Source organism: Streptomyces sp. NPDC031111 (assembly GCF_055570675.1).
The window spans coordinates 109,534-124,188 of sequence record NZ_JBVIGS010000017.1 but is presented as its reverse complement, the minus strand read 5'-3'; the positions used below and the strand labels follow the sequence as shown (position 1 = coordinate 124,188).

The window sequence follows — 14,655 nt, the reverse complement described above, 5'->3', positions numbered from 1 at the left end:
GCGGCGAGGCGGTGCCCGCAGGCGCGTCCGCCCCGCGACGCCTGGCACGCCCTCTCGCCGCACCCGGCGCACGCACCGGCCGCCGCGAGGACCGCCCCCCGGGCGGACGACGCGACTGTGCGGACACCCCCTAGCCCGCCGCCTCCTTGCGGCGCGCCCGGTAAGCGGCGACGTGCAGGCGGTTGCCGCAGGTGCGGCTGTCGCAGTAGCGGCGGGAGCGGTTGCGGGAGAGGTCGACGAAGGCGTGCCGGCAGTCCGGGGCCTCGCAGCGGCGCAGCCGCTCCTGCTCACCGGCGACGACGAAGAACGCCAGCGCCATCCCGCAGTCGGCGGCCAGGTGGTCGGCCACGGACGCGCCGGGCGCGAAGTAGTGCACGTGCCAGTCGTAGCCGTCGTGGTCGGTGAGCCGGGGCGTGGTGCCCGCGGCCGCGATCAGCTCGTTGATCAGCCCCGCGGCCGAGCGGGCGTCCGGAGCGGCGAACACCGCCGCGAACCGGCCCCGCAGCTTGCGCACCGCGGCCAGGTCGAGCTCCGTGAGCGTCCCGACCTCGCTGACCTTGTGCTGCCGCACGAACTCCACGAGGGTCGCGACGTCCGGCAGCCCCTCCGGTGTCGTGTCGTCCTCCGGCGCGGAGTTCACCAGATCCACCACGGTGTCGAGCGCGCACCGGGTGTCGTGGGTGATCAGCACGATTCGCTCCCTGGCCTGGGGGTCGGGCGGGCGCCCGCCGATGCTGGCCGATGGTAGTGGCTCCGGCGTGTCCAGCACCTCCCACTCCGCACACGGCTTCGAATACAACGCCGGAACACCCTCCGCCGTTCCCGGACCGCGTGGCCACAGCACAACGGCGCCGGCCGCGGAACCCCGCGGCGTCGGCGCCGGTGTGAGTGGGCCGGGTGCGGCTGCCCGCACACGGCTGTCCTGGCCCGAGCCGTCTCCCCGAGTCGACGGCGCCGGGCGGCTTCGTGAGCCTCGCCTAGCTTTCCGCCAGGATGTGCGAGAGCTCCTGATCGAGATCGAAGTGCCGGTGCTCCGTGCCGGGCGGCACGGCGGCGTCGGTGCGCTTCAGGAAGGACTCCAGGGCCCGCGCCGGGGCCTCGAGCAGAGCCTCCCCCTCCGGCGAGCTCAGGGCGATGCAGACGACGCCCTGACCGTGACTGCGCGACGGCCAGACGCGGACGTCGCCGGTGCCCGTGGGGCGGTGCAGCCCCTCGGCGAGGAGGTCGCGGGCGAACACCCACTCGACGGTTTCCTCGGCTCCGGTGTGGAAGGTGGCGTGCACGGCGTAGGGGTCGGCCGTGTCGTACCGCAGGCCTGCGGGGACAGGCAGGGAGGACTCGCTCGACACAACGAGGCGCAGGTGCAGCTCGCAGCTGACCGTGGTGTTCATAAGCGCCAGGGCCTTTCGCTCAGTGTGCGCTCGGGGATTCGCACGTCGGCGAAATCGACATGCCACCTACGGTGCCGTTGTAAACCCCTCTGAGTGTTTTGCGTGTGTTTACGTAACTCTTCCGGCCGAGAGATCGTTCGCGGTCTGCGCCCATTCCGGTGATGTGTTTCGCTCGGGTAGTGTTTGGACGCATGAACACGGGGAGTGACAAGCCTGGCGAGGCCACCGTGGTGGCCCAGGGGGCGACCATGGACGACGGTGAGAGCCAGGGCGAGCGGGGGCTCGGCTCGAGGGCGCCGGAATTCATCAAGGCGCGCCGCGCGCTGCACCTGAGCTGGCAGGTGGGCGTCTTCATAGTCGGCCTGGCGGTCGTGGTGGCCGGCATCATCATGTTGCCGCTGCCCGGACCGGGCTGGGTCGTGATCTTCGGCGGCATGGCGATCTGGGCGACCGAGTTCGTCTGGGCCCAGCTGGTGCTGCGCTGGACCAAGCGCAAGGTCACCGAGGCGGCCCAGCGGGCTCTGGATCCCAAGGTGAGGCGCCGGAACATCATCCTGACCTCGATCGGCGTCGTGATCATCGGCGTGCTGGCCGGGATCTACCTGTGGAAGTTCGGCCTCGAGATGCCCTGGAAGATCAAGGACCAGTGATCCGCGGCGGGGGTCGGGCGGCCCGGCCCCCGCTGGTCACGGGCACCCCCTGACATGGGGTAATGTTCTTCCTGCGTCCGGGCGATTAGCTCAGTGGGAGAGCGCTTCGTTCACACCGAAGAGGTCACTGGTTCGAACCCAGTATCGCCCACCGGATCATCAGGCGGCCCGGCTCACCAGTGGTGAGCCGGGCCGCCTCGTCGTGCGGGCGGGGCGGCACCGTCGGTGGCGGGGCGCCGTGGGCGCGGGCACGGCGCCGTGTGTCCGGAGCGTTCCGCTTCCGGTCGTCTTCATCCAACCGTGACCTTGCGCCGCGACCGGCCCGGTCGGCGGGCAGGCGTTCGACCCGTCGGCCGCAGGGTCCCCACCTGGGCGTTTCCCATCGGGCGAGGCCCCGGGGTGCGGGGCTGCCGGCGCGGCTGTCGCGCCGGGCCGCCCATGAATTCCTGTCCGAATCATTGACGCGCCCGTAGGCCCTCCGTAACTTGTGCCAGCAAGCGCTTACTTGAAACGATTCATGAGGCGGACGCGAACGTCGCGGGGAGGCTCATATGCAGCAGGGTGGGAATGTGGAGAGGCGGACGATCCTCAAAGCGGCGGGGGCCTCGCTCGCCGTCGCGGGACTCGGTGCCACGGCCACCGCGTGTGGCGGCGGAAGCGGTTCCGGGGACGGGACGGTGACGCTCCGTTATGCGTGGTGGGGTGGCGAGCCGCGCACCATCGCCATCAGGAAGACGATCGACCTCTTCGAGAAGAAGTTCCCGAAGATCAAGATCAAGCCTGAATTCACCGACTACGAGGCGTTCTGGGAGAAGTTCCAGACCCAGGCCTCCGGCGGGAATCCGCCGGACGTTTTCCAGAATGCGGTCGGCTTCCTGCGCAAGTACGACAAGCGCGGTGTTCTGCTGGATCTCAAGACCCAGGCGGACGCCGGGAATCTGAGCCTGGACAACTTCCGCAACGGCGTCCTGGCGAACGGTCAGGTCGACGGCAAGCAGATCGCCGTCCCCGTCGGAGCCAACACCATGGCGCTCGTCATCGACCTCAAGGCCTTCGAGAAGGCCGGCGTGCAGGCCGAGTTCGGCTGGACCTGGGACGAGTACTTCGACGCGCTCCAGACGATCCAGGACAAGCTGAAGATCGCCGGTGACACCGGTTACTTCAGCATCATGTACCTCTACGACCTGTACCTGCGCCAGAACGGCAAGGCCTTCTTCACCGACTCCGACCTCGGCTTCACCGAGGACGATCTGACGCAGTGGTGGGAGGACGGCTACAAGCGCGTGCGGTCCGGCCTCGTCGCCGACCCGAAGAAGGTCGAGCAGGTCAAGCCCAAGTCCGCGCTCTCCGCGGGCCTCGCGGCCTCCGAGTTCACCTGGGACAACTTCTCCATCCGCTACGAGGGCGAGGGCGAGTCGGACTACGGGCTCGCGCCGATCCCCACCACGGACGGCAAGGACACCGGCCAGTACCTCGGCTCGCTGATGCTGAGCGGCTTCTCCGGGACCAAGCACCCCAAGGAGGTCGCCCAGTTCATCGACTTCATGGTCCACGACCCCGAGGTCGGAAAGATCATGGGCTACGACCGCGGCATCCTCGCCACCACCGAGCAGTACGAGGCGTTCACGCCCACCGACGACAACAACAAGGGCGTCAAGGCGTACGAGGAAGAGGTCGCCGCCGCCGGTGTCCTCGGCAAGATCACCCCGCACCCCTCGGGCGCCGACGTCGTCGAGGCGGCGTTCCTGCGCATCGGCGGCGAGGTCGCCCAGGGCAAGACCAAGCCGGCCGATGCCGCCAAGGCACTGTTCAGCGAGGCCAAGGCCGCGTTCGCCGGCTGAGGGGACGTACCACCATGACGCTCGTCAAGGAAGCGCCCGCGCGCCCGGCCGGGAAGCGGCCCGCCGCCCCCGCCGCCGGGCGGCGCGGGCGGCGCCGCGAGAATCTCGCCGGCTATCTCTTCATGTCGCCGTGGATCGCGGGGTTCCTGCTGCTCACGGCAGGACCGATGATCGCGTCGCTGTACTACGCGTTCACCAGTTACAACCTGTTCACGCCACCCCAGTGGGTGGGGCTGGACAACTTCACGACGATGTTCCAGGACCCGCGCTGGCAGAAGTCGGTCGAGGTCACCCTCAAGTACGTCGTCGTCGCGACCCCGCTGAAGCTGCTGCTCGCCCTCGGTGTCGCGCTGCTGCTCGCGCAGAAGCGGCGCGGACAGGGCCTGTACCGGGCCGCGTTCTACATGCCCTCGCTCATCGGGGCCAGCGTCTCCGTCGGCTTCGTATGGCGGGCGCTGTTCTCCGACGACGCGATCGTGGACCGTTCGCAGAAGATCTTCGGTCTCGACGTGGGCGGCTGGATCGGCAACCCGGACTACGTCATCTACGCCCTGGTCGCCCTGAGCATCTGGCAGTTCGGCGCGCCCATGGTCATCTTCCTGGCCGGCCTCAAGCAGGTCCCGCAGGAGCTGTACGAGGCGGCCGAGGTGGACGGGGCCGGCCCGCTGCGGCGGTTCTGGAACATCACGCTGCCGATGATCTCCCCGGTGCTGTTCTTCAACGTGCTGCTGGAGTCCATCCACGCGTTCCAGGTGTTCGGCTCCGCCTACGTCGTCTCCGACACCCGGTGCGGACCCGCCGACGCCACGCTCGTCTACACCTGTTACCTCTACCAGAAGGGCTTCAAGGAGGCCCAGATGGGCTTCGCCTCCGCGATGGCCTGGACGCTGGTGATCGCGGTGGCGCTCGTCACGGCGGTCCTGTTCTGGTCGCAGAAGAAGTGGGTGCACTACGAGGAGGCCGCCAAGTGACCAGTGCCACCAGCCCCGCCCTGCCCACCGCGAAGGAGCGGCGGCGCTTCGGATCGATCGCCTGGCACGTGGGCGCGCTCGCCGTCCTCGCGGTCGTCCTCTATCCCGTGATCTGGGTGGTCGGCGCCTCGTTCAAGCCGAGCAAGGACATCATCGCCAGCCTCGACCTGCTGCCCACCAGGCCGGTCTGGGCGAACTTCTCCGGACTCGCCGACGGCATCTCCGGCATCCCCATCAGCAGCTTCTTCTGGAACTCGCTGATGTACGCGGTCCTCGCCGTGGTCGGTGTCGTGCTCTCCAGCTCGCTGACCGCGTACGCCTTCGCCAAGATCCGGTTCGCCGGGCGGAACCTGCTGTTCACGCTGATGATCGGCACCCTGCTGCTGCCGTACCACGTGCTGCTCATCCCGCAGTACGTGCTCTTCCGCAACCTCGAGCTCACCGACACCCTGGTGCCGCTCGTCGCCGGCAAGTTCCTGGCCACGGAAGCCTTCTTCGTCTTCCTGATGGTGCAGTTCATGCGCGGACTGCCCAGGGAGCTGGACGAGGCCGCCAAGCTCGACGGCTGCGGGCATCTGCGCACCTACTGGTCGATCGTGCTGCCGCTGAGCCGGCCCGCGATCATCACCAGCGCGATCTTCACCTTCATCAACGCCTGGAACGACTTCATGGGCCCGTTGATCTACCTCAACACCCCGGAGAAGTACACCGTCTCGCTCGGCCTGATGATGTTCCGCGACCAGGAGGGCATCTCCAACTACGGCAGCATGATCGCGATGTCGCTGGTGGCACTGATGCCGGTCATCGCCTTCTTCATGGCCTTCCAGCGCTACCTCATCGACGGCATGGCGACCTCCGGACTGAAGGGCTGAGGCGGTCACCATGGCGGAAGCACGCGTGAAGGCCCGTACCGCGCGCAGGGAGTCCGTGTTCGGCGAGCGCTTCGCGGTCTTCGCCGAGTGCCTGCTCACCGGCGTGTGGATCGCGGTGGCCTGTCTCGGGATCGTCACCTACCCCGCGGCCTTCGCCGCCGGCGCCCGGCATCTGCGGCGTCGTACCGCCCACCAGGGCGGCGGTCTGCGGGAGTTCGCCGCGGACTTCCGTGCGGCCGTGCGCGGCGGATGGGTCGTCGGGCTCGCCGGGTGGGCGGTGGCCGTCGCGGTGTGGGTGGACGTCCTGGCCGCCCGGGCCGGGCTGCCCGGTGGGCCGCTCGTCGGGGCCGTCGGCGTCTTCGCGCTGATCGGGGCCGCCGTGGCGCTGCTGCGGGCGGCCGCCGTCTGGACGTCCGGCGCGGCCTGGCGGGCGCTGCTCGCCGATGCCGGACGGCGGACCGTGCTCGATCCCGCCGGATCCTTCCTGGTCGTCTGCGGGCTTGCCGTCGTGGCCGTGTCCGCCTGGTTCGTCCCGCCGCTGGCGGTCCCCGTCCTGGGGGCCGTCGCGGCGGCGGCCGTCGCCGTGGAGGAGCGGTACCGGCACCGCTGACGGGCGGTGCCCCCATCCCGAGGTCGGCGCCCCGGCGCCGCACCTCTGCCTGTCATGCCCTTGTCACCACCTTGCACCCGCAACGGAAAGGAAAGGCCATGTCCCCCATTCCCCGCAGATCCCTGCTCAAGGCGGCCGCCGTCGCCGGCGCCGCCGCCCAGTTCAGCTGGGCCCTGGGAACGCGGAACGCCGCCGCCGCGCCCCGGGCCGAGGCCGCCGACGCCGACCCGGTGACCCTGGACTGGCTGGAGGACGGCGGCCTCGGCGTGGCCCCCGGCTCCACCGTCGGCGTGCCCTGGCCCAGGGGCGCCCACCACGAGGACCAGACCTTCGCGCTGACCGACGCCGACGGACAGTCCGTCCCCGTCCAGACCTGGCCGATCGCCTACTGGCCCGACGGCTCCCTCAAGTGGACCGCGCACGCGGTGAGTTCGGGCTCCGGCAAGCTGACCCTGACCGCCGGGACGCCCGCCGCACCCGAGAAGAAGGTCACCGTCGACCGGCGCGGCGGCACCATCGACGTGTCGACCGGCGTCATCACCGCGAAGATCGGCGCCTCCGGCGCCACCCTCGTCAAGTCGGTCACCCGCGGCTCCACCGAGATCGCCCGCGACGGCCGCCTCGTCCTCCTGCGCCAGCCCGAGGCCGAGGACGGCGACCAGACCGCGGTCAGGACCGAGCGCTTCGACGGGACGATCTCCGACGTCACCGTCGAACAGGACGGCCCCGTCCGCGCGGTCGTCCGTATCGACGGCAAGCACCGCAAGGGCACCCGTGGCTGGCTGCCCTTCTCCATCCGCCTCTACTTCTACGCGGGCGCCGACTCCTTCCGCATGGTGCACACCATCACCTACGACGGGAACCAGGAACCCGGCAAGGCGAGCGGCGACTTCATTCGCGGCCTCGGCGTCCGCTTCACCGTCCCCCTGCGCGACGAGTCCTACGACCGCCACATCCGCATCGGCGGCGAGGGCACCGGCCTGCTCCGCGAGGCCGTCAAGGGCATCACCGGACTGCGCCGCGACCCGGGAGCGGCCGTCCAGGCGGCCCAGTTCGCCGGCGAGAAGCTGCCCGACCCGTCCACCTGGGACCAGCGCGTCACCACCCGCCTCCAGTACATCCCCGAGTGGGGCGACTACACCCTCTCCCAGCTCTCCGCCGACGGTTTCAGCGTGCGCAAGCGCACCAAGAAGGGCCACGGCTGGATCGCAGCCGGCGGCGGCAGGCGCGCCTCCGGCTTCGGCTACGTCGGCGGCGTCAGCGGCGGCCTCTCCTTCGGCCTGCGCGACTTCTGGGAGAAGCACCCCGCCCAGCTCGACATCCGCGACGCCCACACCGACGAGGCCGAGGTCACCCTCTGGCTCTGGTCACCCGAGGCCCAGCCCATGGACCTGCGCTTCTACCACGACGGACTGGGCCAGGACACCTTCCCCGAACAGCTCGAGGGTCTCAACATCACCTACGAGGACTACGAGCCCGAGTTCGGCACCCCCTACGGCATCGCCCGCACCTCCGAACTCCTGTTCTGGGCCAACGCCTCCACCCCGAGCGCCGAGAAGCTCGCCGAACAGGTCGAGGCCGTCCGCGTCCTCCCGCAGCTCGCCGCCCCGCCCAAGCAGCTCATCACGGCGGGCGTCTTCGGCAAGGGCCTGTTCGCCGAGCCCGACCGCTCCACCCCGGCCAAGGCGAAGATCGAGGACCACCTCGACTTCCTCTTCACCTACTACAAGGACCAGGTGGAGCAGCGCCGCTGGTACGGCTTCTGGGACTACGGCGACATCATGCACACCTACGACACCGTCCGCCGCCAGTGGCGCTACGACGTCGGCGGCTACGCCTGGGACAACTCCGAGCTCTCACCCGACCTGTGGCTCTGGTACGCCTATCTGCGCTCCGGCCGCGCCGACATCTTCCGCTTCGCCGAGGCGATGACCCGCCACACCGGCGAGGTCGACGTCTACCACCTCGGCAAATGGGCCGGCCTCGGCACCCGGCACGGCGTCCAGCACTACGCCGACAGCGCCAAGCAGCAGCGCATCGCCAACACCACCTACCGCCGCTACTACTACTTCCTCACCGCCGACGAACGCGTCGGCGACCTCATGCACGCCAACGTCGACTCCGACGAGACCTTCCTCGCCCTGGACCCCCTGCGCAAGATCCGCACCGAGCCCTACACACCCGACCGCAACGCCCTGTCCATCGGCTTCGGCACCGACTGGAGCGGACTCGTCTCCGCCTGGCTCACCGAGTGGGAACGCAAGGGCCCGAAGTGGGAGAAGGCCAAGGCCCGCGTGCTCTCCACCATGGAGACCATCGCCGCCCAGCCCAACGGCTTCGTCCAGGGCAGCGGCCTGTACGACCTCGACACCGGGAAGTTCGCCGTCGCCGAGACCCCCAAGGTCGAGGTCTCCCACCTGTCGGCCGTCTTCGGCCTCAACGAACTCTGCGCGGAACTCATCGACCTCGTCGACATGCCGAAGTTCAACGAGGCCTACTACGACTACTGCCGCTACTTCAACGCGAGCAAGACCGACCAGGCCGCCCGCTACGGATCCAACTTCGGCAGCCTCATCCTGTTCCAGGGCCACTCCCGCCTCGACGCCTACGCCGCCGTGCAGACCGACGACGAGAAGCTGGCGAAGCGGGCCTGGGAGAAGTTCTACAACTCCGACGGCTACAAGGAGTCGGCACCCTGGAGGACCGAGAAGGTGAGCGGCCCCACCGCCCTGGTCGCCGGCAGTGACGCCACCTGGGTGTCAACCAACGACACCGCGCTCTACGGCCTCGCCGCCATCGAGCTCCTGTCGCTGCTGGGGGACCGGATGCCGTAGACGCACAGAACGGGCGCGGACGGGAACACTGCGTCCATGGACTGGAACCATTACCGCTTCCGCAGTCTGTGGACCCTGTCCGCGCCCGCGGCCACGGTGTACGGCGCACTGGAACGGATCGAGGACTACCCCCTGTGGTGGCCCCAGGTACGCCAGGTCACCCGCCTCGACGACACCAGCGGCATCGTCACCATCCGCTCCCTCCTGCCGTACGACCTGACCTCGACCGTACGGGCGGGACGGCGGGACCCCGAGATCGGCCTGCTGGAGGTGGGCCTGTCCGGCGACATCGACGGCTGGGCCCGCTGGACCGTCACCCCCCTGGGCGCCCATGGCTGTCTCGCCCACTACGAGCAGGAGGTCGACGTCCGCAGACCACTGCTGCGCCTGCTCGCCGTGCCGGGCCGGCCCCTCTTCCGCGCCAACCACGCACGGATGATGCGGGCCGGCCGGCGCGGACTGGCCGCACACCTGGAAGCGGTTTGAAGGAAGCCCGCCCGGACCTGTATTGTTCACTCCGTTCCCGGGCGATTAGCTCAGTGGGAGAGCGCTTCGTTCACACCGAAGAGGTCACTGGTTCGAACCCAGTATCGCCCACCGGGAAAGCCGGTCCGTCACACGACGGACCGGCTTTTTGTGTGGCCCCGTGCTGCCTCAGGCCGCCGCCGGCAGATCCGGGCGCAGGGGCCAGGCCGGGTCCACGACCTCGTCCGTGCCGCTGCGCGCGAACCACGCCTGGAGCCCCCGGGCCTGCGCCGCGTGCCACACCGCCTGCAAGGTGTGCAGCTCGGCGGGGGACAGCCGCTCCAGCCGCGCCGCGAAGCGCCGCCCCACCGCCCGGGTCACCTCCAGCGCGGCCACCGCGTCCGCCGCCGCGTCGTGCGCCCCCTCCAGGGCGACGCCGTACTGCGCGCACAGATCGGTCAGCGTGCGCCGGCCCTTGCGATAGCGGTCCAGATGCTTGTCGAGCACCCACGGGTCCAGGACCAGCAGCGGCGTCCGCTCCAGCCAGCGGCCCAGCGACGACGCGCGATGCCGGCGCAACTCCCGGTCCAGCAGGGTCAGATCGAACGGCGCGTTCATCACCACCAGCGGACGGCCCACCGCGGCCTGCTCGGCCAGCGCCTCCGCCATCTCGTACATCACCGGCGCCGGCCAGCGGCCGTTGCGCTGGAGATGCTCCTCCGTCAGCCCGTGCACCGCCGTCGCCGCGGCCGGCACCGGCACCCCCGGATTCACCAGCCAGCGGGTCACCCGCGGCCGGGCGCCCGGCGCGTCCTGGACGACGAGCGCGGCCGACACGATCCGGTCGGTCTCGACGTCCACACCCGTCGTCTCCGTGTCGAAAGCGGCCAGCGGCCCTTCGTACCAGCTCGTCATTCCCAACAACCCCTCGCTCCCCATCGGCAGTTGACGCACCGTCCGCTGCCCGAACCGGTGATACCCGGGCTGTTTGCGCCGTACGCCGGAAGGAGACAACAGGAGTACGGGTCTTTGCAGTTCAGCGACCCGTCACGGGGAAACACTTGTTCTGGAAGGCTGTTGGCCATGGCCATCGCGCAGCCCGAACGGGGCGGGCTGCTGCCCGAGCGCACGCCACCCACTCGCGGCTCTCTCGCCACCACCGCCTGCATGGAGACCTTGCAGGTCGGCTATCTGCACGCCGTCGCGGCCGCCGCGGGCTGCTCACTGTCCCAGCCCTTCCCGGACAACGGCATCGACTGGCACGTCAGCCACAGCGCCGCCGGACACCTCGTCGACGACGAGGTCACCATCAAGGTGCAGCTCAAGGCGACGTATCAGATCGCGCCGAACCCGCCGGGCCGCCACTTCTCCTTCACGCTCGACAACGCCCACCTGGAGAAGCTCGCCCGCACCCCCGTCTCGGTGCACAAGATCCTGGTCGTGATGATCGTGCCGCGCTCCCAGGACGACTGGCTGCGGGCCGGCCACGACCGGCTCGACCTGCGGCACTGCTGCTACTGGACCAACCTCGCCGGACACCCGGTCACCGGCCGGCGCCGCACCACCGTACGGATCCCCACCTCACGCATCTTCGACGACCGGGCGCTGTGCGAGATCATGACGCGGGTCGGGACGGGAGGAAAACCGTGACGCACCGCCCGACCGGAGACCGCCTGAGGACCGTACGCCCGCACCCCGACGCCGCCCACGACGGCCCACCGCCCGACCCCGCCGACGTCGACCCGGCCGTCCTCACCGCCCTCCTGCACCGGCACGGCTGGCAGCGGCGCGGCGGCGCCGCCGGACGCTACGGCCGCTGGACCCCGCCCGGACCGGGCACCGGCACCAGCCTGCTGGTACCCGCGAGCCGCGCCTTCCCCGACAGCGAGGACCTGATCACCGAGGCCCTGCTCGCCCTGTCCCGCAGCGCCACGCCCTCCGCCCGCGAGATCCTGCTCGCCCTCGCCGTACCGAGCGACGAGATCCACTGGTGGCGCGACATACCGGCGGGACCCGGCGACGCCACCGCCTGGACCTCGGAGGAACAACTGCGCTCCGCCGCCCGCCGGACCCTGCTGGCCGCCGCGCTCGCCACCCGCGCGCGAGCCGGCTTCCACGGCGTCCGGCACCGCCGCTCGGCCGCCGCGGCGCTGGACACCGTCCTAGTCGGCCCCGCACCGGACGGCCGCCGGCTGACCGCGTTCGCCCCCGTCACCACCGGCCGCTCCCTCGCCGTACGCCTCCACCACGCCGTCCACGCCACCCGCGAGGCCATCGACTACCGCCGCGCCACCGGCGGCATGGACGCCTTCGACACGGCGGTCACGGCGGGCGTCAGCCAGGAGCTCACCGAGGCCCTCGTCGCCCTGGTCCGGGGCACCGAGGGCGCCCGGGTGGCCGTCGCCTGGTCCCCGGCGGCCGGCGTCCCCGGGGGCTGCGCGGCCTCCGCGGAACCCGTCGAGTTCTCGCCCGGCGACCTGCCCGTCCTGCTCGAGGCCGGCCTGCGTCTCCAGCGCACGGAACCCTCCGTCGCGGTACGGATCACCGGCGCGGTGGTGCGGATGCACCGGTCCGGGCCCCGTGGCGAGGGCATGGTCCGGCTCCGGGTGCTCGCCGGGGCGGAGGTCGGCCACGTCCGGATCACCCTCGACGAGGAGAACTACCGCATCGCCGGACAGGCCCACCTCGTCGGGCTGCCCGTGCGGGTCCGCGGGCGGCTGGAGAGCCGGGGCGGCTTCCGCCGGCTCACCGAGGTCGAGGAGGTGGCGCCGGTGCAGGTCGACGACGCCGAGCGGGACCGGCTGATGAAGGCGCTCCAGGCCAACGCCGAGACAGCGGCCTTCTTCGGCGAGGCCCGCGGGCCGGACTGCGGGGAATGATTTCGCGGTCGGCGGGCCCGGGTCGGTACGATCGCACCCAAGCGTGCGCTCCGGTATGGCGCCGCGACCACAGCCTTCAGTCAGGAGAGACCGGTGTCAGACGTCCGTGTGATCATCCAACGCGATTCCGAGCGGGAAGAACGCGTGGTGACGACGGGCACTACGGCCGCCGAGCTCTTCGCCGGCGAGCGCTCGATCGTCGCAGCGCGCGTGGCCGACGAGCTCAAGGACCTCTCCTACGAGGTCAAGGACGGCGAGACCGTCGAGGGAGTGGAGATCTCCTCCGAGGACGGTCTCAACATCCTCCGCCACTCCACCGCGCACGTCATGGCCCAGGCCGTGCAGGAGCTGTTCCCCGAGGCCAAGCTGGGCATCGGCCCGCCGGTCAAGGACGGCTTCTACTACGACTTCGACGTAGAGAAGCCCTTCCACCCCGATGACCTCAAGGCCATCGAGAAGAAGATGCAGGAGATCCAGAAGCGCGGCCAGCGCTTCTCGCGCCGCGTCGTCACCGACGACGAGGCCCGCGAGGAGCTCGCCGACGAGCCGTACAAGCTCGAGCTGATCGGCCTCAAGGGCTCCGCCTCGCACGACGACGGCGCGGACGTCGAGGTCGGCGCCGGCGAGCTGACGATCTACGACAACCTGGACGCCAGGACCGGCGAGCTGTGCTGGAAGGACCTCTGCCGCGGTCCCCACCTGCCCACCACCCGGAACATCCCGGCGTTCAAGCTGATGCGCAACGCCTCGGCGTACTGGCGCGGCAGCGAGAAGAACAAGCAGCTCCAGCGCATCTATGGCACCGCCTGGCCGACCAAGGACGAGCTGAAGGCGCACCTGGAGTTCCTCGCCGAGGCCGAGAAGCGCGACCACCGCAAGCTCGGTTCCGAGCTCGACCTGTTCTCCATCCCGGAGCAGATCGGCTCCGGCCTCGCCGTCTTCCACCCCAAGGGCGGCATCATCCGCCGGGTCATGGAGGACTACTCGCGCCGTCGGCACGAGGAGGAGGGCTACGAGTTCGTCTACACCCCGCACGCGACGAAGGGGAAGCTCTTCGAGACCTCGGGCCACCTGGACTGGTACGCCGACGGCATGTACCCGCCCATGCAGCTCGACGAGGGCGTGGACTACTACCTCAAGCCCATGAACTGCCCGATGCACAACCTGATCTTCGATGCGCGCGGCCGGTCCTACCGCGAACTGCCGCTGCGGCTCTTCGAGTTCGGCACCGTGTACCGGTACGAGAAGTCGGGCGTCGTGCACGGCCTGACCCGCGCCCGCGGCTTCACCCAGGACGACGCGCACATCTACTGCACCCGCGAGCAGATGTCCGAGGAGCTCGACAAGACCCTCACCTTCGTCCTGAACCTGCTGCGCGACTACGGTCTGACCGACTTCTACCTGGAGCTGTCGACCAAGGACCCGGAGAAGTTCGTCGGCAGCGACGAGGCCTGGGAGGAGGCCACGGAGACGCTGCGCCAGGTCGCCGAGAAGCAGAACCTGGAGCTCGTGGCGGACCCGGGCGGCGCCGCCTTCTACGGCCCGAAGATCTCCGTTCAGGCCAAGGACGCCATCGGCCGCACCTGGCAGATGTCGACCATCCAGCTCGACTTCAACCTGCCGGAGCGCTTCGACCTGGAGTACACGGCCGCGGACGGCTCGAAGACCCGCCCGGTCATGATCCACCGCGCCCTGTTCGGCTCGATCGAGCGGTTCTTCGCGGTCCTCCTGGAGCACTACGCGGGCGCGTTCCCGGCGTGGCTGGCGCCGGTGCAGGCGGTGGGTATCCCGGTGGGTGACGCCCACGTGCAGTACCTGGAGGAGTTCGCGGGCGAGGCACGGCGGAAGGGGCTGCGCGTCGAGGTGGATTCCTCCTCGGACCGGATGCAGAAGAAGATCCGCACGCAGCAGAAGCAGAAGGTCCCGTTCATGATCATCGTCGGTGACGAGGACATGCACGCGGGCACGGTGTCGTTCCGCTACCGCGACGGCTCGCAGGAGAACGGCATTCCGCGTGACCAGGCGCTGGCGAAGCTCGTTGATGTGGTGGAGCGTCGCGCGCAGGTGTGATGTTCCCCGCCGATGCGGGGGTGGTCCGAGCTTGCCCTTGGTGGCTTGGGGCGCGTAGACGTGCTCCCCGCG

The 14,655-nt window shown here is 70.1% G+C and carries 13 protein-coding genes and 2 tRNA genes; 12 read left to right on the top strand and 3 right to left on the bottom strand.

Annotated features, from left to right (window positions below; all coding sequences use genetic code 11):
- Positions 1–130: 130 nt before the first annotated feature.
- Both ACZ470_RS30025 and ACZ470_RS30020 read right to left on the bottom strand, forming a co-directional pair.
- Positions 131–691, bottom strand: coding sequence for a CGNR zinc finger domain-containing protein (locus ACZ470_RS30025; RefSeq protein ID WP_468432255.1), 561 nt, complete (start codon positions 689–691; stop codon positions 131–133).
- A gap of 286 nt (positions 692–977) precedes the next feature.
- A complete protein-coding gene (locus tag ACZ470_RS30020) occupies positions 978–1,391 on the bottom strand; it encodes an SsgA family sporulation/cell division regulator (RefSeq protein ID WP_004002642.1) in 414 nt (137 codons plus the stop codon).
- A 191-nt stretch (positions 1,392–1,582) separates the two neighbouring features.
- Between ACZ470_RS30020 and ACZ470_RS30015 the strand changes: the two genes are divergently transcribed.
- From ACZ470_RS30015 to ACZ470_RS29975, 9 genes are all read left to right on the top strand, one after another.
- Positions 1,583–2,041 carry a TIGR02611 family protein gene (locus ACZ470_RS30015; RefSeq protein WP_468432253.1) on the top strand — a complete coding sequence of 153 codons (459 nt, stop codon included), beginning with the start codon at positions 1,583–1,585 and terminating at the stop codon, positions 2,039–2,041.
- A gap of 79 nt (positions 2,042–2,120) precedes the next feature.
- Positions 2,121–2,192, top strand: a tRNA-Val gene (locus ACZ470_RS30010).
- A 400-nt stretch (positions 2,193–2,592) separates the two neighbouring features.
- Positions 2,593–3,882 (top strand): ABC transporter substrate-binding protein, encoded by a 1,290-nt coding sequence (locus ACZ470_RS30005; protein WP_468432252.1) that lies wholly within the window; start codon positions 2,593–2,595, stop codon positions 3,880–3,882.
- A gap of 14 nt (positions 3,883–3,896) precedes the next feature.
- Positions 3,897–4,853 carry a carbohydrate ABC transporter permease gene (locus ACZ470_RS30000; RefSeq protein WP_468432250.1) on the top strand — a complete coding sequence of 319 codons (957 nt, stop codon included), beginning with the start codon at positions 3,897–3,899 and terminating at the stop codon, positions 4,851–4,853.
- The gene (locus ACZ470_RS29995; protein WP_468432249.1) at positions 4,850–5,725 is read left to right on the top strand and encodes a carbohydrate ABC transporter permease; all 876 of its coding nucleotides are present in this window, start codon (positions 4,850–4,852) and stop codon (positions 5,723–5,725) included. Before ACZ470_RS30000 ends, ACZ470_RS29995 begins: the two co-directional genes overlap by 4 nt.
- A gap of 10 nt (positions 5,726–5,735) precedes the next feature.
- Positions 5,736–6,335 carry a hypothetical protein gene (locus tag ACZ470_RS29990; RefSeq protein WP_468432247.1) on the top strand — a complete coding sequence of 200 codons (600 nt, stop codon included), beginning with the start codon at positions 5,736–5,738 and terminating at the stop codon, positions 6,333–6,335.
- A gap of 98 nt (positions 6,336–6,433) precedes the next feature.
- Positions 6,434–9,169, top strand: a complete 2,736-nt coding sequence (locus ACZ470_RS29985; protein ID WP_468432246.1) for an exo-rhamnogalacturonan lyase family protein — start codon at positions 6,434–6,436, stop codon at positions 9,167–9,169.
- A 36-nt stretch (positions 9,170–9,205) separates the two neighbouring features.
- Positions 9,206–9,655, top strand: coding sequence for an SRPBCC family protein (locus ACZ470_RS29980; RefSeq protein WP_468432245.1), 450 nt, complete (start codon positions 9,206–9,208; stop codon positions 9,653–9,655).
- Positions 9,656–9,694: 39 nt separating this feature from the next.
- Positions 9,695–9,766: transfer RNA gene (locus tag ACZ470_RS29975), tRNA-Val, on the top strand.
- A gap of 57 nt (positions 9,767–9,823) precedes the next feature.
- On the opposite strand, the gene ACZ470_RS29970 is transcribed toward ACZ470_RS29975, so the two are convergent.
- Positions 9,824–10,549, bottom strand: coding sequence for an exonuclease domain-containing protein (locus ACZ470_RS29970; protein ID WP_468432244.1), 726 nt, complete (start codon positions 10,547–10,549; stop codon positions 9,824–9,826).
- Positions 10,550–10,717: 168 nt separating this feature from the next.
- Here ACZ470_RS29970 and ACZ470_RS29965 point away from each other — a divergent pair, with 168 nt between their 5' ends.
- From ACZ470_RS29965 to thrS, 3 genes are all read left to right on the top strand, one after another.
- On the top strand, positions 10,718–11,284 hold the full coding sequence (locus ACZ470_RS29965; protein WP_468432242.1) for a DUF4365 domain-containing protein: 567 nt from the start codon (positions 10,718–10,720) through the stop codon (positions 11,282–11,284).
- Positions 11,281–12,513: a hypothetical protein gene (locus tag ACZ470_RS29960; protein WP_468432240.1), complete on the top strand. Its 1,233-nt coding sequence runs from the start codon at positions 11,281–11,283 to the stop codon at positions 12,511–12,513. Before ACZ470_RS29965 ends, ACZ470_RS29960 begins: the two co-directional genes overlap by 4 nt.
- A 93-nt stretch (positions 12,514–12,606) precedes the next feature.
- Entirely contained in the window at positions 12,607–14,583 is a 1,977-nt protein-coding gene (gene thrS / locus ACZ470_RS29955) for a threonine--tRNA ligase (RefSeq protein WP_468432238.1), read from the top strand.
- Positions 14,584–14,655 lie beyond the last annotated feature (72 nt).

Bases quoted from the DNA above. Each gene is read 5' to 3' on its own strand.
- ACZ470_RS29985 (WP_468432246.1), top strand. From the start codon at position 6,434: ATGTCCCCCATTCCCCGCAGATCCCTGCTCAAGGCGGCCGCCGTCGCC.
- ACZ470_RS29980 (WP_468432245.1), top strand. From the start codon at position 9,206: ATGGACTGGAACCATTACCGCTTCCGCAGTCTGTGGACCCTGTCCGCG.
- ACZ470_RS30020 (WP_004002642.1), bottom strand. From the start codon at position 1,391: ATGAACACCACGGTCAGCTGCGAGCTGCACCTGCGCCTCGTTGTGTCG.
- ACZ470_RS29965 (WP_468432242.1), top strand. From the start codon at position 10,718: ATGGCCATCGCGCAGCCCGAACGGGGCGGGCTGCTGCCCGAGCGCACG.
- ACZ470_RS30000 (WP_468432250.1), top strand. From the start codon at position 3,897: ATGACGCTCGTCAAGGAAGCGCCCGCGCGCCCGGCCGGGAAGCGGCCC.
- ACZ470_RS29990 (WP_468432247.1), top strand. From the start codon at position 5,736: ATGGCGGAAGCACGCGTGAAGGCCCGTACCGCGCGCAGGGAGTCCGTG.
- ACZ470_RS30015 (WP_468432253.1), top strand. From the start codon at position 1,583: ATGAACACGGGGAGTGACAAGCCTGGCGAGGCCACCGTGGTGGCCCAG.
- ACZ470_RS29970 (WP_468432244.1), bottom strand. From the start codon at position 10,549: ATGACGAGCTGGTACGAAGGGCCGCTGGCCGCTTTCGACACGGAGACG.
- ACZ470_RS30005 (WP_468432252.1), top strand. From the start codon at position 2,593: ATGCAGCAGGGTGGGAATGTGGAGAGGCGGACGATCCTCAAAGCGGCG.